Consider the following 24,128-nt stretch of genomic DNA (forward strand, 5'->3'; position numbering starts at 1 on the left):
ACCCACAGACCCTTCCGGGAGCCGCACAGGACGGAGCCCCCGCCCCTCCGAGGAGGGACGGGGGCTCCGTCATGAGCCGAGGCGGACGCGTCAGGCGTTCGCCGCGCCGCCCAGGTGGTGCACCCGGACCATGTTGGTGGTGCCGGGGACGCCGGGGGGCGAACCGGCGGTGATGATCATGGTGTCGCCGGCGTTGTAGCGCTGCAGCTTCAGGAGCTCGGCGTCGACCAGGTCCACCATGGCGTCGGTGTTGTTCACGAACGGCACCAGGAAGGACTCCACGCCCCAGCTCAGGGTGAGCTGGTTGCGGGTGCCCTCGTCGGTGGTGAAGGCCAGGATCGGCTGCTGGGTGCGGTAGCGGGAGAGCCGGCGGGCCGTGTCGCCGGACTGGGTGAAGGCGATCAGCGCCTTGCCGCCCAGGAAGTCGGCGATCTCGCAGGCCGCGCGGGCGACCGAACCGCCCTGGGTGCGCGGCTTCTTGCCCGGCACCAGCGGCTGCAGGCCCTTGGAGAGCAGCTCCTCCTCGGCCGCGGCGACGATCTTCGACATCGTCTTCACGGTCTCGATCGGGTAGGCGCCCACGCTCGACTCGGCGGAGAGCATGACCGCGTCCGCGCCGTCCAGGATCGCGTTGGCGACGTCGCTCGCCTCGGCGCGGGTCGGCCGCGAGTTGGTGATCATCGACTCCATCATCTGGGTGGCGACGATGACCGGCTTGGCGTTGCGGCGGCACATCTCGACGAGCCGCTTCTGCACCATCGGGACCCGCTCGAGGGGGTACTCGACGGCGAGGTCGCCACGGGCCACCATGACGGCGTCGAAGGCGGCGACGACCTCGGCCATGTTCTCGACGGCCTGCGGCTTCTCGACCTTGGCGATGACGGGGACCCGGCGGCCCTCCTCGTCCATCACCTTGTGGACGTCCTTGACGTCGGCGGCGTCGCGGACGAAGGAGAGGGCGACCATGTCGCAGCCCATGCGCAGCGCGAAGCGGAGGTCCTCGACGTCCTTCTCGGACAGGGCCGGGACGTTGACCGCGGCGCCGGGCAGGTTGATGCCCTTGTGGTCGGAGATGACCCCGCCCTCGACGACGATGGTCTTCACCCGTGGGCCCTCGACCTCGACCACGCGCAGCTCGACGTTGCCGTCGTTGATCAGGACCTGGTCGCCCTTGGACACGTCGCCGGGCAGGCCCTTGTACGTGGTGCCGCAGATGGCCTTGTCGCCGGGGACGTCCTCGGTGGTGATGGTGAACTCGTCACCGCGCACCAGCTCGACGGGGCCCTCGGCGAAGGTCTCCAGACGGATCTTGGGGCCCTGGAGGTCGGCGAGCACGCCGACGGCGCGGCCGGTGTCGGCGGCGGCCCTGCGGAGGCGGTCGTACCGCTCCTGGTGCTCTGCCTGGGTCCCGTGGCTCATGTTGAATCGGGCCACGTTCATGCCGGCCTCGATGAGAGCCTTCAGCTGCTCATAGGAGTCGACGGCGGGGCCCAGCGTGCAGACGATTTTGGAACGGCGCATACGGCGGATCCTATCGGTTTGTTTCACTGCGGAATATTCCGTCTGGTGGAAAGTACAAATGGGCGCGGGGCCGCTCAGGCGTTCACTCGTTCGAGCCCGCCCCTTCCAGAACGAGCGCGTAACTCTGCCGCGCGATCTCCAGCTCCTCGTCCGTCGGCACCACCGCGACCGCCACCCGCGCGTACACCGGCGAGATGATCCGGGCCTCGTCGGAACGTACGGAGTTGAGCTCCGCGTCCACCGCGAGCCCCAGCTCCTCCAGGCCCGCGATCGCAGCCTCCCGCACCGGCGCCGCGTTCTCGCCGACCCCCGCCGTGAACGCCACCGCGTCCACCCGGCCGAGCACCGCGTAGTAGGCCCCGATGTACTTCTTCAGGCGGTGCACATAGATGTCGAAGGCCAGCGCCGCCCGCTCGTCGCCCTCGTCGATCCGGCGCCGGATCTCCCGCATGTCGTTGTCGCCGCAGAGCCCGACGAGCCCCGACTTCTTGTTGAGCAGTACGTCGATCTCGTCCGCCGACATGCCCGCCACCCGCTTCAGATGGAAGGTCACCGCCGGGTCGATGTCGCCCGAACGGGTGCCCATGACCAGGCCCTCAAGGGGGGTCAGCCCCATCGAGGTGTCCACGCACCGGCCGCCGCGCACCGCCGAGGCGGAGGCCCCGTTGCCCAGGTGCAGCACGATCACGTTCACCTCCGCCGGCTCCTTGCCGAGGAGCTTCGCCGTCTCCCGGGAGACGTACGCGTGGGAGGTGCCGTGGAAACCGTAGCGGCGGATCCGGTGCGCGTCCGCGGTCTCCACGTCGATCGCGTACCGCGCCGCCGACTCCGGCATGGTGGTGTGGAAGGCGGTGTCGAAGACCGCCACCTGCGGCAGGTCCGGGCGCATCGCCATCGCCGTACGGATGCCGACCAGGTTCGCCGGATTGTGCAGCGGCGCCACCGGCACGAGCCGCTCGATCTCCGCGAGCACCTCGTCGTCGATGACGGTCGGCTCGGTGAACCGCAGCCCGCCGTGCACCACCCGGTGCCCGATCGCGGCCAGCTCGGGGGAGTCCATCCCCAGGCCGTCCGCCGCCAGTTCCTCGGCGACCGCCTTCAGGGCGGCCGCGTGGTCGGCGATCGGCCCGTTCTTCTCGCGCTTCTCGCCTCCCTGGAGCGGGGTGTGCACGATCCGCGAGGTCTCTTCGCCGATCCGCTCCACCAGTCCCTGGGCCAGCCGGCGGTCGTCGCGCATGTCGAGCAGCTGGTACTTCACCGACGAGGAACCGGAGTTGAGGACCAGTACGCGGGTGGGAGGGGTCATGCCGGGAGCTCCTGGGACTCGGGCTGGGGCTGGGACTGGATCGCCGTGATGGCGACCGTGTTGACGATGTCGCTGACGAGCGCGCCGCGCGAGAGGTCGTTCACGGGCTTGCGCAGACCCTGCAGGACCGGGCCGACGGCGACCGCGCCGGCCGAGCGCTGCACGGCCTTGTAGGTGTTGTTGCCGGTGTTGAGGTCCGGGAAGATCAGCACGGTGGCCTGGCCCGCCACCTCCGAGCCCGGCAGCTTGGTGGCCGCGACGGACGGCTCGACGGCCGCGTCGTACTGGATCGGCCCCTCGATCCGCAGCTCCGGCCGCGACTCGCGGACCAGCTTGGTCGCCTCGCGCACCTTGTCGACGTCGGCGCCGGAGCCGGAGGTGCCGGTGGAGTACGACAGCATCGCGATCCGCGGCTCCACGCCGAAGCGCGCGGCGGTGGCCGCCGACTGCACGGCGATGTCGGCCAGTTGCTCGGCGTTCGGGTCCGGGTTGACCGCGCAGTCGCCGTACACGAGCACCTTGTCGGCCAGGCACATGAAGAAGACCGACGACACGATCGAGGCTTCCGGCTTCGTCTTGATGATCTCGAAGGCCGGGCGGATCGTCGCCGCCGTGGAGTGCACCGAGCCGGACACCATGCCGTCGGCCAGGCCCTCCTCGACCATCAGGGTGCCGAAGTAGTTCACGTCCGAGACGACGTCGTACGCGAGCTCCACCGTGACGCCCTTGTGGGCGCGCAGCCGCGCGTACTTCTCCGCGAAGGAGTCCCGCAGCTCCGAGGTCTGCGGGTCGATCAGCTGGCTGTCGCCGAGGTCCATGCCCAGGTCGGCGGCCTTCTTGCGGATCGTCTCGACGTCGCCGAGCAGGGTCAGGTCGCACACGCCGCGGCGGAGCAGCACGTCGGCGGCGCGCAGCACCCGCTCCTCGGTGCCCTCCGGAAGGACCACCCGGCGCCGGTCGGCCCGGGCCTGCTCCAGGAGTTCGTGCTCGAACATCATCGGGGTGACCCGGCCGCTGCGGGCCACCGAGACCCGGCGCAGCAGGTCGGCGGTGTCGACGTGGCGCTCGAAGAGACCGAGCGCCGTCTCCGCCTTGCGGGGCGTCGCCGCGTTCAACTTGCCTTCGAGGGCGAAGAGTTCGGCGGCCGTGGGGAAGCTGGTTCCGGGCACCGAGATGACCGGGGTGCCGGGCGCGAGCCGGGCGGCCAGGGTGAGGATCGCGTCGCTGGGCCGCTCGTCGAGGGTGAGCAGCACGCCCGCGATCGGCGGGGTGCCGGCCGAGTGCGCGGCCAGCGCGCCGATCACCAGGTCGGCCCGGTCGCCGGGGGTGACGACGAGACAGCCCGGGGTCAGCGCGTTGAGGAAGTTCGGCAGCATCGCGCCGCCGAAGACGAAGTCGAGGGCGTCGCGGGCGAATCCCGCGTCGTCGCCGAGCACCACGGTGGCGCCGAGCGCGTGGGTGATCTGGGAGACCGTCGGCGCGGCGAGCGCCGGCTCGTCCGGGAGGACGTAGCAGGGCACGGGCAGCCGGGCGGTCAGCCGCTCGGCTATCGCCGCCCGGTCCTCGGCCGCCACCCGGTTGACCACCATCGCGAGCACGTCGCAGCCGAGCCCGTCGTACGCGCGGAAGGCGTTGCGCGCCTCGGCCCGCACCGACTCCGCGGGCTGGCCCTTGCCGCCGACCACCGGGATCACCGAGGCGCCGAACTCGTTGGCGAGGCGCGCGTTCAGGGCCAGCTCGTCGGGCAGCTGGGTGGCGGCGAAGTCGGTGCCGAGGACCAGGACGACCTCGTAGTCGCGGGCCACCGCGTGGAACCGGTCCACCAGCTGGGACACCAGCTCGTCGGTGCCCCGCTCGGCCTGCAGCGCGGACGCCTCGTGGTAGTCCATGCCGTACACGGTGGCGGGGTCCTGGGTCAGCCGGTAGCGGCTGCGCAGCAGGTCGAACAGACGGTCCGGGCGGTGGTGCACCAGCGGCCGGAACACCCCGACCCGGTCCACCTGGCGGGTGAGGAGCTCCATGACTCCCAGCTCGACGACCTGGCGGCCGTCTCCGCGGTCGATCCCGGTCACGTACACGCTGCGCGTCACGCCGTGGTCTCCTGTCCGAATCCGAGCGGCTTACTTGTCAGCCTGGTGGATGTAAAAACCACCGATAGGGCGGCAATGCCCTCTTGACAATACCCCTGTGGCTCGATACGACGCCCGCTGGACGAAGGGCCCGGACCGCCGGGACCAAAGGCCCCACAAGGCCCCCGAGGGCCCGGCCGCGGCGGGTGCGCGGCGGGTCCGCGGAGCAGCAGCGAGCGCCTCCGCACCGCCGACCGTGTGAGAATCGACAACGGCTCACCCGTACCACTACCGAGCAGGAGAGACAGCACGATGCGCATCGGAGTACTGACAGCGGGCGGCGACTGCCCCGGTCTGAACGCGGTGATCCGGTCCGTCGTGCACCGGGCCGTGACGCATTACGGCGACGAGGTCATCGGCTTCGAGGACGGCTACGCGGGCCTGCTCGACGGCCGCTACCGCACCCTCGACCTCAACGCCGTCAGCGGCATCCTCGCCCGCGGCGGCACCATCCTCGGCTCCTCCCGCCTGGAGCGCGCCCGCTTCGCCGCGGCCTGCGCCAACGCCAAGGAGCTGATCGAGAAGAGCGGCTTCGACGCGCTCGTCCCGATCGGCGGCGAGGGCACCCTCACCGCCGCCCGGATGCTGTCCGAGGCCGGCGTCCCGGTCGTCGGCGTGCCGAAGACCATCGACAACGACATCTCCTCCACCGACCGCACCTTCGGCTTCGACACCGCCGTCGGCGTCGCCACCGAGGCGATGGACCGGCTCAAGACCACCGCCGAGTCCCACCAGCGCGTCATGGTCGTCGAGGTGATGGGCCGGCACGCCGGCTGGATCGCCCTGGAGTCCGGCATGGCCGGCGGCGCCCACGGCATCTGCCTGCCCGAGCGGCCCTTCGACCCGGCCGACCTGGTCAAGATGGTCGAGGAACGCTTCGCCCGCGGCAAGAAGTTCGCCGTCATCTGCGTCGCCGAGGGCGCGCACCCGGCCGAGGGCACGATGGACTACGGCAAGGGCGAGATCGACCAGTTCGGCCACGAGCGCTTCCAGGGCATCGGCACGGCCCTCGCGTACGAGCTGGAGCGCCGCCTCGGCAAGGAGGCCCGGCCCGTCATCCTCGGCCACGTGCAGCGCGGCGGCACGCCGACGGCGTACGACCGGGTGCTCGCGACCCGCTTCGGCTGGCACGCGGTGGAGGCCGTGCACAGCGGGGAGTTCGGCAGGATGACGGCGCTGCGCGGGACGAACGTCGAGATGGTGCCGCTCGCGGAGGCGGTCACGCAGCTGAAGACGGTGCCGGAGGACCGGATGCGGGAGGCCGAGTCGGTCTTCTGACCGTCTTCTGACCGTTCGCCCATCGCTTGGACTGTCCCGGCCCCGATCCTCCCCCCGTGTGGAGGATCGGGGCCGAATCCATGCTTGAGCCCGGCGGCGCGATCAACAAGGCTTGGGCCCGTCCCGGACATGTCCCAACCCCCGTCCGGCCCGGACCCGACGCGAGGGAGCGGCACGCATGACCACGGGCGCCCAGGCCCCCGACCCCCGGTCGGCCCGCACCCCCGCCGACTTCGTCGCCCACCTCCGCCGCCTCAAGACCCGCTCCGGCCTCACCTACCGCGAACTCTCCACCCGCGCCACCGCTCTCGGCGAGGTCCTGCCGCGCTCGACCGTCGCCAACATGCTGTCGCGGGCCACCCTGCCCAGGGAGGAATTGCTCGCGGTGTTCGTACGGGCCTGCGGGGCGGGGGAAGGCGAGGCGGCGGAGTGGGAGGCGGTACGGAGGGAGCTGGCGGCGGGGGCCGGGGACGCGGGCGAGGAGGAGACCCGGTCCGAGCCGCCGGTCTGGCCGGGCGGCGCCGAGCCGGAGGCGGGCCGGGAGGCGGTTCCGGAGCTGGAGCCGGGCCTGGAGCCGGAGCCGGGGGCGGGCCCGGGCGGGCGGCGGCGGCTCGGTCTGGTGGGCGTGATCGGGGTGGCCGGCCTGGTCCTGGCCGCCGTCAGCGTGGTCGCCCTGGTCCGCGACGGCACCCCGGCGCACGGCGGCGGCCCGCCCGAGGGCCCGGTGACGATCCGCGCGGTGGACTCCGGCCTCTGCCTCGGCGAGCGCCGCGGCGACCGCTCCGGCCAGGTCCGCCAGCTCGCCTGCGCGGACGCCGGCGTGCCCCGCTACTCGCTGAAACGTCTCGCCGACGCCCACTGGCGCCTCGTCACCGCCCACCCCGACTACGGCCCCGGCTGCTCCGGCCTCCCCTCCGGCGGCCGGATACCCGACGCCGCCCTCGAAGACTCCGAGTGCGGCGACCCCACCCGTATCGAATCCTTCACCCTGACCCCCCACGGCCCCGGCTACCGCATCGCCCCGGCCGACTCCGCCACCCCCGACACCTGCATCACGGTGACCGACACCCCCGGAGCCGAGGGCGCCCCGCTGACGCAGGCGCCGTGCAGGGCGGACGCGAGGGGGCAACTCTTCGCGTTCGAGCGGGCGAAGCAGGGACCGGCGGTCTAGCCCGCCGCCCGTTCCACCAGCCGTGCCCGCAGCGCCCCGATCACCTCCGGGTCCAGTCCCACGTGGCCCGTGGCGTACTCCTGGACCGAGCCGTACTCGGTGCGCAGGTCCGCGAGGAAGAGGTCCATGACGACGGCGGGGGCGCGGCCGAAGCCGTTCCAGCGGAGGTGGGCGTCGGGGTGGGCGGACTTCCAGTCGGCGAAGAAGCGGGCGGTGGCGAGTTCGGTGAGGGCGAAGTCCGCCACGACGTGCTCGTCGGGGACGTCGAGGAGGCCGAGGACGAGGGCGGCGAGGAGGCCCGTGCGGTCCTTGCCGGCGGCGCAGTGGAAGACCAGGGGGCCCTCGGTGGTGGCGATGGTCTCCAGGGCGCGGCGGATCTCGGCGGCGCCGTCGAGGGCGACCTCGGCGAACCGGTCGGCGAGGAAGCGCCAGGGGTCGGGGTCCGGGGCCCGGTCGACCTGGTCGTAGGGGCGGTGCTCGATGCTCAGGTTGTGCCAGGTCTGCGGCTCGCTCTCGGGATGGCGGCCGCGGTGCGCGATCTCCGACGGGTAGCGCAGGTCGATCACGGCCTCGATGCCCAGCTCCCGGAAGCGCTCCAGATCGGAGGCGCGCGCGTCGGGGCCGGCGAGCTTGCCGAGGGAGTCGGAACGGTAGAGGGTCGCCCACCGCACGCTCCCTCCGTCGGCGGTCGGATAGCCGCCCAGGTCACGGAAGTTGTGGAGCCGTTCGAAGGTTATGTGTCGTCTCACACGGTCACCCTAGAGGCGCGACCGTCTCCCAGAAATGGTCCATGATCTCGTCCAGGTACGCCCGGCCCTCGTCGCCCGTCGCACCCGACGCGCCCCAGCTGCTCGTCGCCGCCATCCGCGCGTGGTAGTCGGTGTGCAGCCGCTGCAGCGCCTGCTCCACCGCCCGCCGCGGCAGCGGCAACAGCTTGCCGACCGGTTTCACGTACGCCTGCCAGCGCGTCGTCGCCGCGTCCCGCAGCAGGTCGGACAGCTTCGCGTCGCCGCCGGTCGCGGTCAGCAGCGCGCGCGGGCCGAGGCCGAGGACCTCGGCGAGGGCGGCGGTCTGCCGTTCGTTGCCGCGCCAGCCGCCGGTCTCCTCCATGCGCAGATACGCGGCGGGGTCGAGCCCCACCTGCCGGGCCAGGTCCTCGGGCGCGAGGCCGCGGGCGATCCGGTGCTCGCGCAGGGTGGTGGCGGCCATCAGGAGCTCGGCCGGGGAGCACCACAGCACGCCGGCGAGGGCGGTGAGCTCCTGCGCGGTGGGCGCGGCGCGGCCGCGCTCCCAGGCGATGACGGTCTCGGGGGTGACGAACAGGCCGTACTGGGCGCGGAGCCCGTAGGCGACGTGTCCGGGGGCCATGCCGAGGCCCTCGCGCAGTCGGCGCGCGGCGAGGGCGTTGAAGGGTGGTGAGGGATGGTGCACCCGGCCACGGTAGGGGCGGGGGGTGACTGCTGGCTACGGTGCGTTCACCCAACGCTTTCGCTTGTGGGAACGTGGGAACCGATGAGTAACCACGTGATCGACTCTCCGTGATCACGGGCCGCTGGCGCGGTCGGCGACCCCGGTCGGCGGCCGCGCCAGCGACCCCCGTCAGTGGCCGCGCGCCTCCAGCCACCGGTACTGCAGTTCCGGCCGCCCGATCTGACCGTACTGCGGCGCCCGCGCCGCCCGCCCCGCCGTCACCAGATGTTCCAGGTAGCGGCGCGCGGTGATCCGCGAGATGCCCACGGCCGTGCCCGCCTCCGCCGCCGTGAGCCCGTCCGGCGCGGCCCGCAGCGAACGGGTCACCGCCTCCAGGGTGGGGCCGCTCAGGCCCTTGGGCAGCGCCGCCGGCTGCGGGGCGCGCAGCGTCGCGAGCGCCCGGTCCACCTCGTCCTGGCCGGAGGCCTCCCCGGCCGCCGCCCGGAACTCCGCGTAGCGCGCGAGCCGGTCCCGCAGCGTCGCGAAGGCGAAGGGCTTCAGGACGTACTGCACGACCCCGAGCGACACCCCCTCCCGCACGATCGCCAGGTCCCGCGCCGAGGTCACCGCGATCACGTCCGCCGCGTGGCCGGCCGCGCGCAGCGCCCGGAGCAGCTGGAGCCCGTGCCCGTCCGGCAGGTACAGGTCGAGCAGCAGCAGATCCACCCGGGTCCGGTCGAGGATCCGTACCGCCTCGGCCCGCGAGTGCGCCACGCCCACCACCGTGAAGCCGGGCACCCGACCCGCGTACAGGGCGTGCGCGTCGGCGGCCACGGGGTCGTCCTCGACCACCAGCACCCGGATACCAGCACTCCGGTTCACGCGCCCACCTCCGCCGTGATCCGTCCGGCGACGGGAGCACCCAGCGGCAGCCGTACGGTGAACTCCGCGCCGCCCAGCGGGGATTCGGCGATCGTCAGGGTGCCCGAGGCGCGGCGAACGGCCTGCTGGACCAACGCCAGGCCGAGGCCCCGGCCCGGGCCGCGGGTCGACCAGCCGCGGTCGAGCACGTCGGTGCGGTCCTCGGGGCGCACCCCGGGCCCGCTGTCCCCGACCCGCAGCAGCAGCTCGCCGGCCCCGCCTTCCGCGGCGAGCGCGGTGACGGTGACCCGCCCGCTCCGTACGCACTCGGGGAGTCCGGCGGCCTCCACCGCGTTGTCGATCAGATTGCCCAGGATGGTCACCAGATCGCGGGCGGGCAGCGAGGCCGGCAGCAGCCCGTCGTCGATCCGGCTGTCCTCGGTGAGCACCAGCTCCACGCCCCGCTCGTTGGCCTGCGCCGCCTTGCCGAGCAGCAGCGCGGCGAGCACCGGCTCGCCGACCGCCGTCACCACCCGGTCGGTGAGCGCCTGCGCCAGCTCCAGTTCGGCCGTGGCGAAGCCGACCGCCTCCTCGACCCGGCCCAGCTCGATCAGCGAGACCACGGTGTGCAGCCGGTTCGCCGCCTCGTGCGCCTGCGAGCGCAGCGCCTCCGTGAAGCCGCGCTCCGAGTCCAGCTCGCCCGAGAGCGACTGGAGCTCGGTGCGGTCCCGCAGGGTGACCACGGTGCCGCGGCGCTCCCCGCCGACCACCGGCCGGGTGCTCAGGACGAGCACCCGCTCGTCGGTCAGATGCAGCTCGTCCACCCGCGGCTCGGCCGAGAGCAGCGCCCCGGTCAGCGGCGCGGGCAGCCCGAGCTCCGCCGGCGAGCGGCCCACCACGTCGGCCCCGCAGAGCCCGAGCAGCTCCCGCGCCCCGTCGTTGATCAGCGCGATCCGGCGCTGCCCGTCCAGCATGACGAGACCCTCGCGCACCGCGTGCAGCGCGGCCTCGTGGTAGTCGTGCATCCGGCTGAGCTGGGTCGCGTTCATGCCCTTGGTGCTGCGGCGCAGGCGCGCGTTGATGACGTACGTGCCGGCGCCGCCGAGCGCGAGCGCCGCGCCCGCCATCCCGAGCAGCGCGGCGACCTGTTCCCGTACCTGCTGGCTGATCCGCTCGATGGTGATACCCGAGCTGACCAGGGCGATCACCCGGCGGTGCGCCGGGTCGCCGGCGTCGAAGACCGGCGCGACCGTGCGCACCGAGAGGCCGAGGACGCCCATGTGGGTCTCGGAGAAGGTCTCGCCGCGCACCGCCCGGTCGATGTGCCCGAGGTAGGTGCGCCCGATCTGCTCGGGCTCCGGGTGGGTCCAGCGCGTGCCGTCCGGGGCCATGACCACCACATAGCTGACGCCCGCGTCGCGCCGTACGGCCTCCGCGTACGGCTGGAGCAGCGCGGTCGGGTCCGTGCGGTCCGCGGCCCGGGCCGCCGCCACCACGGCCGGGGAGGCCGCGACCGCCGTCGCCGTCGCCGTGGACTGCCGGCGCGCGGTCTCCTCCGCCTGGGCGCGGTCCGTCACGTATGCGAACACGGCGCAGCCCGCGACGACGGCCGCCACCAGCACGACCTGCATGGCGAAGAGCTGGCCGGCCAGGCTGCGGGGGCGGGGGAGGCGGAGACGCATGTCAGCCAGTGTGCCCCGGTCACACGCGACCGCGGTACCGCGGACCGGAGTGACGTACTCGTGACGTACTTCGGCCATGAACGAAACGTACGCAAGGGTGACCCCGGTCACAGGGCTGATGGATAGTCCTGGGGATCCACCGGGACGTGGACACCTGAGGACGAGGAGAACCCCGTGGCCGCAAGACGGGACCGCACCCATTACCTGTACCTGGCCGTGATCGGCGCCGTCGTGCTCGGCATCGCCGTGGGCTTCCTGGCGCCGGACTTCGCCGTCGAGCTCAAGCCGCTCGGCACCGGCTTCGTCAACCTGATCAAGATGATGATCTCGCCGATCATCTTCTGCACGATCGTGCTCGGCGTCGGTTCCGTACGCAAAGCCACCAAGGTCGGCGCGGTCGGCGGCCTCGCCCTCGGCTACTTCCTGGTGATGTCGACCGTCGCCCTCGGCATCGGCCTGGTCGTCGGCAACATCCTGGAGCCCGGGTCCAGCCTGCACCTCACCAAGGACATCGCCGAGGCCGGCGCCAAGCAGGCGGCGGGCGCGAGCGAGGGCACCGCCGACTTCCTCCTCGGCATCATCCCCAAGACCATCGTCTCCGCCTTCACCGAGGGCGAGGTGCTGCAGACCCTGCTCGTCGCGCTCCTCGCGGGCTTCGCGCTCCAGGCGATGGGCTCCGCCGGCGAGCCGGTGCTCCGCGGCATCGGGCACATCCAGCGGCTTGTCTTCCGCATCCTCGCGATGATCATGTGGGCCGCGCCGGTCGGCGCGTTCGGCGCGATGGCCGCCGTCGTCGGCGCCACCGGCATCGACGCCCTGAAGTCGCTCGCCGTCATCATGATCGGCTTCTACATCACCTGCGCGCTCTTCGTCTTCGTGGTGCTCGGCACGCTGCTCCGGCTGATCGCCGGCGTCAACATCCTGTCGCTCCTGAAGTACCTGGGCCGCGAGTTCCTGCTCATCCTGTCCACCTCCTCCTCCGAGTCGGCGCTGCCCCGCCTGATCGCGAAGATGGAGCACCTGGGCGTCTCCAAGCCGGTGGTCGGCATCACCGTCCCGACCGGCTACTCCTTCAACCTCGACGGCACCGCGATCTATCTGACGATGGCCTCGCTCTTCGTCGCCGAGGCGATGGGCGACCCGCTGTCGATCGGCGAGCAGATCTCCCTCCTCGTCTTCATGATCATCGCCTCCAAGGGCGCGGCGGGCGTCACCGGCGCCGGACTCGCCACCCTGGCCGGCGGCCTCCAGTCGCACCGCCCCGAACTCGTCGACGGCGTCGGCCTGATCGTCGGCATCGACCGCTTCATGAGCGAGGCCCGCGCCCTCACCAACTTCGCGGGCAACGCCGTCGCCACCGTCCTGGTCGGCACCTGGACCAAGGAGATCGACAAGGCCCGGGTCACCGAGGTCCTCGCCGGCCGCGCGCCCTTCGACGAGACCACCCTCGTCGACGACCACGCCCCCGCCGGCGTACCGGACCAGCGCGCCGACGAGGGCGAGGAGAAGGCCCGGGCCGGCGTCTGAGCGCGAGCCTGAGCCCGAGCCGTCACGTCCACGAGCCCCCGGGCCCCGGGCCTTGAGCCGGATCCGGGTCCCGGACGCGGAACGCCCCCGTCGCACCCGCGGCGGGGGCGTTCCGTACGCCCCGGGTCGCCGCTCCAGCAGCCCCGCCGCTACAGCAGGCTCTCGAAGACCTCGTCCCAGAACTCGGAGTCGCCGACATTCACGTCGACGCCCGTCAGCCGCTCCCGCAGCGCGGTCACGGCGGCCTCCCGGGCGTCGTCGTCCTCCTCCGCCTCCAGGGCGCCGCTCGCCTCCGCGATCAGACCGAGCAGCACGGCGAGCCGCGGCAGCGAGTCGGCCGCCGGGCCCTTCCAGCCGGCCGCGTGGTCCCAGCCGTTGGGGTCGTAGTGGGTGATGCCGCCGTCCGCGTCGAGCATCAGGTTCTGATCGCCCCAGGAGGCTATGAAGAAGCAGAAGTTGGTCGGCGGGGAGTCGTCGTCGGGGTAGCGCTCGCCGTACAGCTCGTCCGCGTCGAACGGCTCCATGCTGTGCTCGCCGCGCAGGTCCCGGGTGTCGAGCCCGGCGGGTTCGAGCGCGACCGCCGGGAACCCGACGGTGCTCAGGAACGCGCGCGTCCCGGCGTCCGTCAGCTCGGCCGGCAGCGCGGCCTCGTCGGGCCGCCAGAGCGAGCCCGCGCCGAGCCGCGCCTCCAGCCACTCCGCGTCCGGCGTCAGCGGAATCTCGTCGCTCAGCACGGCGACTCCCCCCAGGTGATGCGTGTCGTACGACCCTCGTGGCCGATGATCAAAGAGTACGGGCGGGGTCTGACATCACGGCTCTGGTACGGCCATCACGGCTCCGGTACGGCGTCCAGCTCGGCCGACTCCGCCTCCGTAAGGACCAGTTCCGCGGCCCGCGCCGAGTCCCGCGCCGACTCCGGCCGGCTCGCGCCCGGGATCGGCAGGACGTGACCGCCGGGCCGGGCGAGCAGCCAGGCGAGCGCGACCCGCTGCGGCGACACGCCCCGCGCCCGGGCCACCCGGTGGAAGGCGCCGAACCGGGGGTCCGCCTCCGCCGGCGCCGAGGCCCCGTCGAGCGAGCTGCGCGAGATGCCGCCCAGCGGACTCCACGGCAGGAAGGCGAGCCCCAGCTGGGCGCAGAGCCGCAGCTCGGGCTCGCTGTCCCGGACGGCGGGGGAGTACCGGTTCTGCACCGACACGAGCCGGTCGCCCAGGATCTCCCGGGCCAGCAGGATCTGCTCCCGGTCCACGTTCGAGACCCCGGCGAGCCGGACCGTGCCCGCGTCGAGCAACTCCCGTACCGCGCCCAGCGATTCGGCGTACGGCACCGCCGGGTCCGGCTTGTGCAGCTGGTACAGCCCGATCGCGGCCACCCCCAGGCGCCGCGCCGAGCCCTCGGCCGCCCGCCGCAGGTGCTCCGGGCGCCCGTCGACCGTCCAGCCGCCGTCGGCGCTCCGGCCGCGCCCGCCCTTCGTGGCGACGAGCACGGCGTCGCGGTCCCCGCCGTACGCGGCGAGCGCACGCGCCACCAGCCGCTCGTTGGCCCCGGTCTCCCCGCCCGGCGGGTGGTAGGAGTCCGCCGTGTCCAGCAGGGTCACGCCCGCGTCCAGGGCGGCGTGGACGGTGGCGACCGCCCGGGCCTCGTCCGGGTGCCCCTCGATGGACAGCGGCATCGCGCCGAGTCCGACGGCGCCGACGGTGCGGTCGCCGAGAGTGCGGTGCAGAGTCGGCATCAGCCCTCCTGGGCGACGGTGGCGGCGGAAAGGGTCTCGGAGACGGCCTTGCGGAGCCATTCCGAGGAATGCGAGAAACGGAAACCGAGTGCTTCCGCGCGGGAATTGTCCATGCCGTACGAGCGGGCGAAGGAGAACGGCGAGACCTCCCCGACCTCCACCTCCCGGAACGCGGTCCGGCCCCCGCCCTGGACCGTCTCGATCTCCGCGCAGATCGCCGCGCAGATCTCCGCCGTCGTCAGCGGCCCGTGGGAATGCGCGTTCACCGGCCCGGTGAAATCCGTCTCCGTCGCGGCCCACGCCAGGAAGGCCGCGATCTCCTCCACATACACATAGGTCGCGGGCCGGTTCACCGGCGGTACGGCGATCGGCTCGCCCGCCCGGATGCGCTCCGCGTAGTGCGCCACCCGCCCGGTGAAGTCGTCCGCGCCGCCCAGCACATGCGCGACCCGCACCGCCGCCCACGGGAACTCCGCGCCGGCCGCGAACACCGCCTCCGCCTGCCGCTTCCCCTCCCCGTAGTGCGCGTCCAGGAACTCCGGGTCCTCCCACGGCAGGCCGAGGTCGACCGCGACGGTCGCCGGGTCGACGGCGCCCTCGGCGACCGGGAACGCCGAGTCCTCGTACTCGTACACCTCGACCGTCGACGTCATCACATAGCGCCGGGTGCGCCCCGCGAAGACGCGGGTGGCGATGGCCGCCTGGCGCGGGGTGTAGCAGACCTGGTCGACGACGACGTCGAAGGTCCGCCCCGCGAGGACGCTTTCCAGCGCCTTCTCGTCATTGCGGTCGGCGCGCAGTTCCGTCACCCCTTCCGGCGCCGGGGACGAACCGCGGTTGAGGACCGAGACGCGATGTCCGGCGTCGAGCAGGCGCGTGATCAGCCGCTTTCCGAAATAGCGGGTACCGCCGATGACCAAGATCTCCATGCCCACCAGTGTTACGTTGGCGCCTCGCCAACTGAAGGGGGAAACATGGGAGTCCGGGCCGTCCCGCCGAAGGAACCACGGTCGCCGCGGTTCGCCGCCGTCGAAACGACGGCGGCCGCTTTCGACGCCGTGGACCGGCAGATCCTGGACCTGCTGCAGAGCGACGGGCGCATCAAACTGAGCGAGCTCGGCCGCCGGGTCCGGCTCAGCCCCGCCGCCGTCACCGAGCGGGTCCGCCGCCTGGAGTCCTGCGGCGCGATCACCGGTTACGGCGCGCAGGTCGCCCCCGCCCGCCTCGGCTACGGCATCCAGGCCTTCGTCCGGGTCAACCCGCACGGCGGCTACACCCTCAAGCACCCCCGCACCCTCGAACTCCTCGCCCGCCCCGAGATCCGCGAGGCGCACCACGTGGTCGGCGAGGACTGCTGGATCCTCAAGGTCGCCGTCACCGACACCGTGCACCTGGAGGAGGTCCTGGAACAGACCTCCGCCCTCGGCCGCACCACCACCTCCATCGTCCTCACCTCCCCGGTGGAGCGAAAGCCGCTGCTCCCGGCCGGGGAACCGGCCTGACCGGGTGGGAAATGGGGGTGAGCGGGGCCTTTCCTGCTGACACAATCGCCCGGGTGTACGAGACGCATGTGACGGTCCGTTGCCGCACCGAGGACCAGCGGGACCGGCTCGCCGGATGGGCGGCGGACCGGGGCCTGAAGCTGACCACCATCGTCCTGGCGCGCGGCCGCACCCCGGTCCAGCCGATGCTGACCCTGCCCGACCGCACCGGCCACCCGGCGCTCGTGGCGGGGCTGCGCGCGGCCGGTTTCGAGCCGGTGCGGGTCAAGGTGGAGACGGTGCCGTGGAGCACGGAGCCCGCGGGCCCGGGCGGCGGCTACTTCGAGCACCACCTCAAGCTGGCGCTCCCCGCCGACCACGACCGGGCCGCGCTCGAAGCCCTCGTCGTGCCGCACGGTGCCCATGTCTCGTGGAACGCCCGCCGGGTGCTGCCGGGCCCGGGCGGCCGGCACGAGCGTTTCGTGACCCAGCGGCACCCGGGACCCGCCGACCTCGCGGGCCGGGCGTGCGACGCGCTGCGGGCCGTGCTGGTCGGAGCCGGGCACGAACTCCTCTCGGAGGAGCGGGAGTTCGTCCTGTCCGACAGCGACCTGTCGCTCGACGAGGGCTGGCTGGACGAGACCGTACGAGAGGAAACCCCGTGACCGACCCCGTGACCGACGCCGACTTCGACCCCCGCTCCGACCCCTACTCCGACCATGTCCGCTACCGGGACCAGGTGCCCCGCACCCTGACCGCCGGGATCGGCGCCGCGGCGGTCCGCCACCGCGCCTTCGACCCGGCCCTCAAGCAGTTCGACCAGGCCTTCGCCCCCACGGACACCGTGGTCGCGGACCCGGAGCTCCGCGCCCGCTGGCAGGACGCCCGCCGCTCCGCCCTCGGCCTGGTCCTCGCGGCCGTCGCCGGCTCGCCCTGGGCGGACTCCCTGGTGCTGCGCGGCAGCATGCTGATGTCGGCCTGGTTCGGCGAGGCCGCCCGCTCGCCCAAGGACATCGACTTCGTCGTGGTCCCCGCGACCTGGCGCATCGAGGAGCCGCGCACCCGCGCCATGCTCGACGGCATCGCCGAGGCGGCCGAGCGGCACGCACGTACGGTGGGGTCCGAGATCGAGCTCTCCGCGGCCGGGGCCGTGACCGAGGAGATCTGGACCTACGAGCGGGTGCCGGGCCACCGTCTGGTGATCCCGTGGACGGCGCCGGGCCTGCCCGGCGGTCAGGTCCAGCTCGACTTCGTCTTCAACGAGCCCCTTCCGCTGCCCGCCGAGCCGGCCGAGGTGGTGGGCGTGCGCGTGACGGCCGCGAGCCGCGAACTCTCCCTCGCCTGGAAGCTCATGTGGCTGCTCAGCGACATGTACCCGCAGGGCAAGGACCTGTATGACGCGGTGCTCCTGGCCGAGAGCTGCACGCCGCCGCTGGCGCTCGTGGAGCGGCTGCTGCGGGAGGCGGACGAGTGGCCGGGGTACGCGAACGAGTCGCTGACCCTGCCGATGTTCGAGTCCGCGCTCGGCGAGGTCGACTGGGACGGCTTCGGCGACCCGCACGCCGACACCGAGGAGGCGCGCCGAGAGCTCGGCGCCCGCCTCCTCGCGGTCGTGGCCCCGCTGCTCTAGGCGAGGTCGTCCCAGAGCGCGGTGGCGTGCGCCGCCACCAACCCCCGTACCCGCTCGACGAGTTCGGCCGCCGGCATCGGGTCGAGGCGGCGTCCGTCCCGGAGCCGTACCGCCACCTGGCCGTCGGCGGCCTCCTTCGCGCCGATGACGAGCTGGTACGGGACGAGGCGGGAGGCGCGGATGCGGGCGCCGAGGGTGCCGTGGTGGGGTCCCACGACCTCGGCGCGCAGGCCGAGTTCGGCGCAGCGGGCGGCGAGCCCGGCGGCGGCCTCGTACTCGGCGTCGGAGACCGGCAGTACGGCGAGCTGGACCGGGGCGAGCCAGGCGGGGAAGGCGCCGGCGTGGTGCTCGACGAGATGCGCGACGGCGCGTTCGACGCTGCCGACGACGGAGCGGTGGACCATCACGGGGCGGTGCTTGGCGCCGTCGGCACCGATGTAGTGGAGGTCGAACTGCTCGGGCTGGTGGAAGTCGATCTGCACGGTGGAGAGGGTGGACTCGCGGCCGGCCGGGTCGGCGACCTGCACGTCGATCTTCGGCCCGTAGAAGGCGGCCTCGCCCTCGGCCTCCTCGTAGGCGAGCCCGGAGGCGTCCAGGACCTCGCGGAGGAGTGCGGTGGCACGGGCCCACTTCTCGGGTGCGTCCACGTACTTGCCGCCGGGCCCGGCGAGCGAGAGCCGGTAGCGGGCCGCCTCGATGCCCATGGCGGCGTACGCCTCGCGGATCAGGCGCAGCGCGGCGGCGGCCTCCTCGGCGACCTGGTCGAGGGTGCAGAAGACATGCGCGTCGTTGAGCCCGATGGCCCGCACCCGGGTCAGCCCGCCGAGCACACCGGACATCTCGGACCGGAACATGCCGCCCAACTCGGCCATGCGGAGGGGGAGTTCCCGGTAGCTGTGCGCGCGGGAGCGGAACATCACGGCGTGGTGCGGGCAGAGGCTGGGCCGCAGCACGAACTGCTCGCCGCCGACGTCCATGGGCGGGAACATGTCGTCCTGGTAGTGCGCCCAGTGCCCGGAGATCTCGTACAGCTCGCGCTTGCCCAGCACGGGCGAGTACACATGCCGGTACCCGGCCCGCCGCTCGGCCTCCCGTACGTACTCCTCCAGCGCGTGCCGCACGACGGCCCCGTCCGGCAGCCAGTACGGCAGCCCGGCCCCGATCAGCGGATCGGTGTCGAACAGCTCAAGCTCACGGCCCAGCCTGCGGTGGTCGACTCCCTTTTCGGCACCCTTGTCGATGCTCATCGTCACTCCTCGTTCTTCACGGGGGAGCGAGCACCCGGACGCGACGACGCCGAAGCCCCGGGGCACTCGCCCCGGGGCTTCGGACAAACTCAGCTGTCAGCGCGCCGGGACACTCTCCGGCGTCGTCGTCTGGAACGCGGCACGCTGCTTCATACGGCAGACGCTAGCAGGGGCCCGCCGGCCCGCGCGCGGGATTTTCGCGGCGCTCGCGCTCTCGGGGCACAAAAAATCCCCGGACTTAGAATTGCAGTCAGGGGCGCGTCTCACGTATATTCATGGATTCCGTGTCCGCGCACAGCAAGCACACGGGCGGATTCACTAAACGCACTGTATCGCGCCGGGAGTCGAATTGTCAACCGAAGAATTTCGGAACGAGCAGAAATTCATCACCGAGCTCTACGCACGACTCGACGACCTGAGGGACCAGGCCGAGGCCGGCGTCGCCCGGGCCCTCGCCACGCCCGGCGAGGGCAGCGCGCAGGCGCGCCTGGAGCGGGACGTGCTCGTGGCCGAGCAGTCCGGGCTGCTCACCGCGCTGAACGCGGGGGAGAGCGGGCTGTGCTTCGGGCGGCTCGTGTTCCGGGACGGGCGCGACCACCACATCGGGCGGATCGGGATCCGGCGGGACGACCCGAACCGCACCCCCCTCGTCGTCGACTGGCGCGCCGACGTCGCCCGCCCCTTCTACCTGGCCACCGGCTACGAGCCGATGGGGCTCCGGCGCCGCCGCCACATCACCACCCACGGCCGCGACGTGGTGTCCCTCCACGACGAGGTGCTCGACCTGCGGGACGCGACCCGCACCGGGCACGAGAACCGCGACGCCGACGAGGTCCTGCTCGCCGCGCTCGACGCCGCCCGCACCGGCCGTATGCACGACATCGTGCAGACCATCCAGGCCGAGCAGGACGCCATCATCCGCTCCCCGCACCGCGGCGTCCTCGTCGTCGAGGGCGGCCCCGGCACCGGCAAGACCGCCGTCGCCCTGCACCGCGCCGCGTACCTCCTCTACGCCCACCGCGAGCAGCTCGCCAAGCGCGCCGTCCTCATCGTCGGCCCGAACCCCGCCTTCCTCGGCTACATCGGCAACGTCCTGCCCTCCCTCGGCGAGACCGGCGTCCTCCTCGCCACCCCCGGCGAGCTCTACCCCGGCGTCCACGCCACCGGTACGGACACCCCGCGCGCCGCCGCCGTCAAGGGCTCCGCCCGGATGGCGGAGGCCCTGGCGCAGGCCGTACGCGACCGCCAGCAGGTCCCCGAGCGCGGCGCGCCGCTGGTCGTCCCGCACGAGGACGGCGACCTGATCGTCGACTGGGACATGGCCCTGGAGGCCCGGCACAAGGCCCGCGAGACCTTCCTGCCGCACAACCTGGCCCGCCCCTACTTCGTCTTCGCGATCCTCGACGCGCTCGCCGAACAGCTCGCCGACCGCATCGGCGCCGACCCCTACGGCGGCCCCAACTTCCTCGGCCCCGACGACCGCGCGCTGCTCGCCAAGGGCGTCGCCGCCAACCCCGAGGTGCACGCCGCCCTCGACACCCTGTGGCCGGCCCTCACCCCCGAGACCTTCCTCGCCGACTACCTCGCCGAGCCCACCCACCTGGACGACGCCGACATCGCGGCGATCCGCCGCGACCAGGGAGAGTGGACGCCGGCCGACGTCCCCCTCCTCGACGAGGCCGCCGAACTCCTCGGCGAGGACGACTCCGCCGCCCGCGCCGCCGAGGAGGCCGAACGACAGAAGCAGATCGCCTACGCGCAGGGCGTCCTCGACGTCTCCTTCGCCTCCCGCACGTACGAGTTCGAGGACAAGACCGAACTCGACGCCGACGCCTCCGAGGTGCTGTCCGCCCACGACATCATCGACGCCGAACGCTTCGCCGAGCGCCACGAGGAGGCCGACCACCGCAGCGCCGCCGAACGCGCCGCCGCCGACCGCACCTGGGCCTTCGGCCACATCATCGTCGACGAGGCGCAGGAGCTGTCCGCGATGCTGTGGCGGCTGCTCATGCGGCGCAGCCCCACCCGCTCCATGACCCTGGTCGGCGACCCGGCGCAGACCGGCGACCCGGCCGGCGTCGGCTCCTGGCAGGAGATCCTCGCGCCGTACGTGGAGGACCGCTGGGAGCTCGTCCGGCTCGGCGTCAACTACCGCACCCCGGCCGAGATCATGGAGGTCGCCGCCGAGGTGCGGCGCGCCGCCGACCCGGGCTTCGAGCCGCCGCGCTCGGTGCGCTCCACGGGCGTCGCGCCCTGGGACCGTACGGTCGAGGACCCGGTGAAGGAGACCGCCGACGCGGTCGCGGCGGAGCTCCGGCCCGAGGGCCGGCTCGCCGTCATCGCCCCGGCCGCCCTCCACCCCGACCTGATCGCGGCCCTGCCCGACGCCGCGTACGGGCCGAAGCCCGACCTGACGCGCCCGGTCGTGCTGCTCGACCCGCGCCAGGCGAAGGGCCTCGAGTTCGACACGGTGCTCGTCGTCGACCCCGAGGCCATCCGATCCGCCGCTCCGCACGGCATCAACGACCTGTACGTGGCGCTGACCCGGGCCACCCAGCGGATGGGTGTGATCAGGCGGGCGGTCTGATCAGGCGGGCCTGAGCCAGACGGTGGCGAGCGGCGGCAGCGTCATCCGGACGCTCGCCGCCCGCCCGTGCCACGGCACCGACTCCGTCTTCACCGGGTCCGTGCCCACCACGTCGCCGCCGCCGTAGCGCGCCGCGTCCGTGTTCAGGACCTCTGCCCAGGCGGCGAAGGTGTCCGGCACGCCCAGGCGGTAGTCGTGCCGGACCACGGGGGAGAAGTTGGAGACCGCGAGCAGCGGCGAGCCGATCGCGTCGAAGCGGAGGAAGGCGAAGACGTTGTCCTCCGCCGCGTCGCCGACGATCCACTGGAAGCCCTCGGGAGCGGTGTCCCGCTCCCACAGCGAGGGCGTCGCCGTGTACACCGTGTTCAGGTCGCGCACCAGGTCCCGTACGCCGCGGTGGTCGCCGGCCGAGGCGTACGTCTCGTCCATCAGCCACCACTCGGGCCCGTGCTCCGCCGACCACTCCGCGCCCTGGGCGAACTCCTGGCCCATGAAGAGGAGTTGCTTGCCCGGGTGGGACCACATGAAGCCCAGATAGGCCCGGTGGTTGGCGCGCCGCTGCCACCAGTCGCCCGGCATCTTCGACACCAGCGCGCGCTTGCCGTGGACGACCTCGTCGTGGGAGATCGGCAGGATGTAGTTCTCGCTGTACGCGTACACCATCGAGAAGGTCATCTCGTGGTGGTGGTACTTGCGGTGCACCGGCTCCTTGCCGATGTAGCCGAGCGAGTCGTGCATCCAGCCCATGTTCCACTTCATGCCGAAGCCGAGCCCGCCGAAGCCGCCCGGGCCGACCTGGTCGGTCGGCCGGGTCACCCCGTCCCAGGCCGTGGACTCCTCGGCGAAGGTGATGATCCCCGGGCAGCGCTTGTAGACGGTGGCGTTCATCTCCTGGAGGAAGGCCACCGCGTCCAGGTTCTCCCGGCCGCCGAACTCGTTCGGCAGCCAGTCGCCGCCCTCGCGCGAGTAGTCGAGGTAGAGCATCGAGGCGACCGCGTCCACGCGCAGCCCGTCGAGGTGGAACTGCTCGCACCAGTACACCGCGTTGGCCACCAGGAAGTTGCGCACCTCGGTGCGCCCGTAGTCGAACTCCAGGGTGCCCCAGTCGGGGTGCGCCGAGCGGCGCGGGTCCTCGTGCTCGTACAGCGGGCGCCCGTCGAACTCGGCAAGGGCCCAGTCGTCGCGCGGGAAGTGCGCCGGCACCCAGTCCATCAGGACGCCGATGCCGGCCTGGTGCAGCGCGTCGACGAGGTGGCGGAAGTCGTCGGGGGTGCCCATGCGGGCGGTCGGCGCGTAGAAGCCGGTGACCTGGTAGCCCCACGAGCCGTGGAAGGGGTGCTCGGCGACCGCCATGAACTCCACGTGCGTGAAGCCGAGATCGCGGACGTAGGCGGGGAGCTGCTCGGCGAGCTGGCGGTACGTCAGGCCCGGGCGCCAGGACGGGAGATGCAGCTCGTAGACGGAGATCGGCGCCTCGTGGTGCGGGCGGGAGCCGCGCCGCGCCATCCACTCCTCGTCCTGCCACACATGGTGGTCGGCGGTCACGATCGAGGCGGTGTTCGGCGGGCACTCGGTGCGGCGGGCCATCGGGTCGGCGCGCAGGGTGTGGCTGCCGTCGGGGCGGGTGATGTCGAACTTGTACGCCGCGCCCTCGCCGATGCCCGGCACGAACAGCTCCCACACGCCGGTCGAGCCGAGCGAGCGCATCGGCAGCGCGCTGCCGTCCCAGTACGTCCAGTCGCCGGTCACCCGGACCCCGCGGGCGTTGGGCGCCCAGACGGTGAAGCGGGTGCCGGTCACGCCCTGGTGGGTCATGACGCGGGCGCCGAGCGCCGTCCACAGCTCCTCGTGCCGGCCCTCGCCGATCAGGTGCAGGTCGAGGTCGCCGAGGGCGGGCAGGAAGCGGTACGGGTCGTGGAGCGCGAGCTCGTCGGCGGCGGCGTCGGTGTAGCGGACGCGGAGCTCGTACTCCGGCACCTTGCGGAGGCGGGGGACCAGGGCCGAGAACAGTCCGTCGCCGTCCGCGTGGAGCGCGACCCGGCGCCCCTTCGGCAGCACCGCCGCCACCTCCTTCGCCCACGGCCGCAGCGCCCGGATCACCACCCCGCCCTTCACGGGGTGCGCCCCGAGCAGCCCGTGCGGATCGTGATGCTCCCCGGCGATCAGCCGGGCCCGGTCGTCCGGGTGGAGCGGGGGCGCCGCGCGTACGACGGCCAGGTCCGGCTTGGCCTCCGCCCGGGGAGCGGGCGTCTTCGGCTTGCGGGCTGTCCTGCCTGCGGATCGGGCGGTCACGGGGAGGCCTCCTGAAGTGGGTGTGGGAGTGAGTCATCTACGGGCGGGCGCGCCCGGGCGCTTCCACGCAAGCGCAACGCCGCGCATCGCGCACCGGACACTCGGCCGAACGGGCCCCGTCCGAACCCCGCAGGCGGGACGGGACGATGCGTGGGGTGAGGCTGGGCCGAACGGGGCGGGCACTCGAGGCCGGGGTTCGCCCCACCCCGTGTGGGCATTCGTCCCGCTGGGGCGGGACGGGTGGGCACACGGGACGGCGCCCCTTGCCGGGCCT

General features: G+C 73.0%; 19 protein-coding genes. 7 read left to right on the forward strand and 12 right to left on the reverse strand.

Features of this window, described 5'->3' with window-relative positions; all coding sequences use genetic code 11:
* Positions 1-90: 90 nt before the first annotated feature.
* The 3 genes from pyk to pta all read right to left on the reverse strand — a co-directional run bounded on the left by pyk (position 91) and on the right by pta (position 4,917).
* Positions 91-1,521: a pyruvate kinase gene (gene pyk / locus JAO84_RS25710; protein WP_370414955.1), complete on the reverse strand. Its 1,431-nt coding sequence runs from the start codon at positions 1,519-1,521 to the stop codon at positions 91-93.
* Between the two features lie 82 nt (positions 1,522-1,603).
* Positions 1,604-2,827: an acetate kinase gene (locus JAO84_RS25715; protein ID WP_370414956.1), complete on the reverse strand. Its 1,224-nt coding sequence runs from the start codon at positions 2,825-2,827 to the stop codon at positions 1,604-1,606.
* The gene (pta, locus tag JAO84_RS25720) at positions 2,824-4,917 is read right to left on the reverse strand and encodes a phosphate acetyltransferase (RefSeq protein ID WP_370414957.1); all 2,094 of its coding nucleotides are present in this window, start codon (positions 4,915-4,917) and stop codon (positions 2,824-2,826) included. The genes JAO84_RS25715 and pta overlap by 4 nt, the downstream gene beginning before the upstream one ends.
* A gap of 291 nt (positions 4,918-5,208) precedes the next feature.
* Here pta and JAO84_RS25725 point away from each other — a divergent pair, with 291 nt between their 5' ends.
* Both JAO84_RS25725 and JAO84_RS25730 read left to right on the forward strand, forming a co-directional pair.
* Entirely contained in the window at positions 5,209-6,234 is a 1,026-nt protein-coding gene (locus JAO84_RS25725; RefSeq protein ID WP_370414958.1) for an ATP-dependent 6-phosphofructokinase, read from the forward strand.
* A gap of 178 nt (positions 6,235-6,412) precedes the next feature.
* Positions 6,413-7,405 (forward strand): helix-turn-helix domain-containing protein, encoded by a 993-nt coding sequence (locus JAO84_RS25730; RefSeq protein WP_370414959.1) that lies wholly within the window; start codon positions 6,413-6,415, stop codon positions 7,403-7,405.
* Here JAO84_RS25730 and JAO84_RS25735 read toward each other — a convergent pair.
* The 4 genes from JAO84_RS25735 to JAO84_RS25750 form a co-directional block, all read right to left on the reverse strand.
* Positions 7,402-8,154: a tyrosine-protein phosphatase gene (locus JAO84_RS25735; protein WP_370414960.1), complete on the reverse strand. Its 753-nt coding sequence runs from the start codon at positions 8,152-8,154 to the stop codon at positions 7,402-7,404. The genes JAO84_RS25730 and JAO84_RS25735 overlap by 4 nt on opposite strands.
* A 4-nt stretch (positions 8,155-8,158) precedes the next feature.
* A complete protein-coding gene (locus tag JAO84_RS25740; protein ID WP_265864823.1) occupies positions 8,159-8,773 on the reverse strand; it encodes a helix-turn-helix domain-containing protein in 615 nt (204 codons plus the stop codon).
* 231 nt (positions 8,774-9,004) lie between these two features.
* Positions 9,005-9,697 (reverse strand): response regulator, encoded by a 693-nt coding sequence (locus JAO84_RS25745; RefSeq protein ID WP_265864774.1) that lies wholly within the window; start codon positions 9,695-9,697, stop codon positions 9,005-9,007.
* The gene (locus JAO84_RS25750; protein ID WP_370414961.1) at positions 9,694-11,358 is read right to left on the reverse strand and encodes an ATP-binding protein; all 1,665 of its coding nucleotides are present in this window, start codon (positions 11,356-11,358) and stop codon (positions 9,694-9,696) included. Before JAO84_RS25750 ends, JAO84_RS25745 begins: the two co-directional genes overlap by 4 nt.
* A gap of 174 nt (positions 11,359-11,532) precedes the next feature.
* Between JAO84_RS25750 and JAO84_RS25755 the strand changes: the two genes are divergently transcribed.
* Positions 11,533-12,885, forward strand: a complete 1,353-nt coding sequence (locus JAO84_RS25755; RefSeq protein WP_370414962.1) for a cation:dicarboxylate symporter family transporter — start codon at positions 11,533-11,535, stop codon at positions 12,883-12,885.
* A 149-nt stretch (positions 12,886-13,034) separates the two neighbouring features.
* On the opposite strand, the gene JAO84_RS25760 is transcribed toward JAO84_RS25755, so the two are convergent.
* The 3 genes from JAO84_RS25760 to JAO84_RS25770 all read right to left on the reverse strand — a co-directional run bounded on the left by JAO84_RS25760 (position 13,035) and on the right by JAO84_RS25770 (position 15,546).
* Positions 13,035-13,619, reverse strand: a complete 585-nt coding sequence (locus JAO84_RS25760; protein WP_370414963.1) for an SUKH-4 family immunity protein — start codon at positions 13,617-13,619, stop codon at positions 13,035-13,037.
* A gap of 95 nt (positions 13,620-13,714) precedes the next feature.
* The gene (locus JAO84_RS25765) at positions 13,715-14,617 is read right to left on the reverse strand and encodes an aldo/keto reductase (RefSeq protein WP_370414964.1); all 903 of its coding nucleotides are present in this window, start codon (positions 14,615-14,617) and stop codon (positions 13,715-13,717) included.
* The gene (locus tag JAO84_RS25770) at positions 14,617-15,546 is read right to left on the reverse strand and encodes an NAD-dependent epimerase/dehydratase family protein (RefSeq protein WP_370414965.1); all 930 of its coding nucleotides are present in this window, start codon (positions 15,544-15,546) and stop codon (positions 14,617-14,619) included. The genes JAO84_RS25765 and JAO84_RS25770 overlap by 1 nt, the downstream gene beginning before the upstream one ends.
* Before the next feature lie 45 nt (positions 15,547-15,591).
* On the opposite strand from JAO84_RS25770, the gene JAO84_RS25775 reads away from it, so the two are divergent.
* From JAO84_RS25775 to JAO84_RS25785, 3 genes are read left to right on the forward strand one after another with little or no spacing between them, the layout of a single operon-like run.
* Positions 15,592-16,119, forward strand: coding sequence for an Lrp/AsnC family transcriptional regulator (locus JAO84_RS25775; RefSeq protein WP_370414966.1), 528 nt, complete (start codon positions 15,592-15,594; stop codon positions 16,117-16,119).
* A gap of 53 nt (positions 16,120-16,172) precedes the next feature.
* A complete protein-coding gene (locus JAO84_RS25780) occupies positions 16,173-16,763 on the forward strand; it encodes a hypothetical protein (protein ID WP_370414967.1) in 591 nt (196 codons plus the stop codon).
* Positions 16,760-17,728 (forward strand): nucleotidyl transferase AbiEii/AbiGii toxin family protein, encoded by a 969-nt coding sequence (locus JAO84_RS25785; protein WP_370414968.1) that lies wholly within the window; start codon positions 16,760-16,762, stop codon positions 17,726-17,728. The genes JAO84_RS25780 and JAO84_RS25785 overlap by 4 nt, the downstream gene beginning before the upstream one ends.
* Here JAO84_RS25785 and thrS read toward each other — a convergent pair.
* Complete coding sequence (gene thrS / locus JAO84_RS25790) at positions 17,725-18,975, reverse strand: threonine--tRNA ligase (RefSeq protein WP_370414969.1); 1,251 nt, start codon at positions 18,973-18,975, stop codon at positions 17,725-17,727. The two genes, JAO84_RS25785 and thrS, sit on opposite strands and share 4 nt — an antisense overlap.
* 349 nt (positions 18,976-19,324) lie before the next feature.
* Here thrS and JAO84_RS25795 point away from each other — a divergent pair, with 349 nt between their 5' ends.
* Positions 19,325-21,562, forward strand: a complete 2,238-nt coding sequence (locus tag JAO84_RS25795; protein WP_370414970.1) for a UvrD-helicase domain-containing protein — start codon at positions 19,325-19,327, stop codon at positions 21,560-21,562.
* On the opposite strand, the gene glgB is transcribed toward JAO84_RS25795, so the two are convergent.
* Positions 21,563-23,854: a 1,4-alpha-glucan branching enzyme gene (gene glgB, locus JAO84_RS25800; protein WP_370414971.1), complete on the reverse strand. Its 2,292-nt coding sequence runs from the start codon at positions 23,852-23,854 to the stop codon at positions 21,563-21,565.
* Positions 23,855-24,128: the final 274 nt, after the last annotated feature.

The organism is Streptomyces fradiae (assembly GCF_041270065.1).
Taxonomy (GTDB): domain Bacteria; phylum Actinomycetota; class Actinomycetes; order Streptomycetales; family Streptomycetaceae; genus Streptomyces.

Excerpts from the sequence above, each read along its gene's own strand:
- JAO84_RS25775 (WP_370414966.1), top strand. The coding sequence starts at position 15,592 with ATGGGAGTCCGGGCCGTCCCGCCGAAGGAACCACGGTCGCCGCGGTTC.
- JAO84_RS25770 (WP_370414965.1), bottom strand. The coding sequence starts at position 15,546 with ATGGAGATCTTGGTCATCGGCGGTACCCGCTATTTCGGAAAGCGGCTG.
- JAO84_RS25715 (WP_370414956.1), bottom strand. The coding sequence starts at position 2,827 with ATGACCCCTCCCACCCGCGTACTGGTCCTCAACTCCGGTTCCTCGTCG.
- JAO84_RS25725 (WP_370414958.1), top strand. The coding sequence starts at position 5,209 with ATGCGCATCGGAGTACTGACAGCGGGCGGCGACTGCCCCGGTCTGAAC.
- thrS (WP_370414969.1), bottom strand. The coding sequence starts at position 18,975 with ATGAGCATCGACAAGGGTGCCGAAAAGGGAGTCGACCACCGCAGGCTG.
- JAO84_RS25740 (WP_265864823.1), bottom strand. The coding sequence starts at position 8,773 with ATGGCCCCCGGACACGTCGCCTACGGGCTCCGCGCCCAGTACGGCCTG.
- JAO84_RS25765 (WP_370414964.1), bottom strand. The coding sequence starts at position 14,617 with ATGCCGACTCTGCACCGCACTCTCGGCGACCGCACCGTCGGCGCCGTC.
- JAO84_RS25730 (WP_370414959.1), top strand. The coding sequence starts at position 6,413 with ATGACCACGGGCGCCCAGGCCCCCGACCCCCGGTCGGCCCGCACCCCC.
- JAO84_RS25750 (WP_370414961.1), bottom strand. The coding sequence starts at position 11,358 with ATGCGTCTCCGCCTCCCCCGCCCCCGCAGCCTGGCCGGCCAGCTCTTC.
- pyk (WP_370414955.1), bottom strand. The coding sequence starts at position 1,521 with ATGCGCCGTTCCAAAATCGTCTGCACGCTGGGCCCCGCCGTCGACTCC.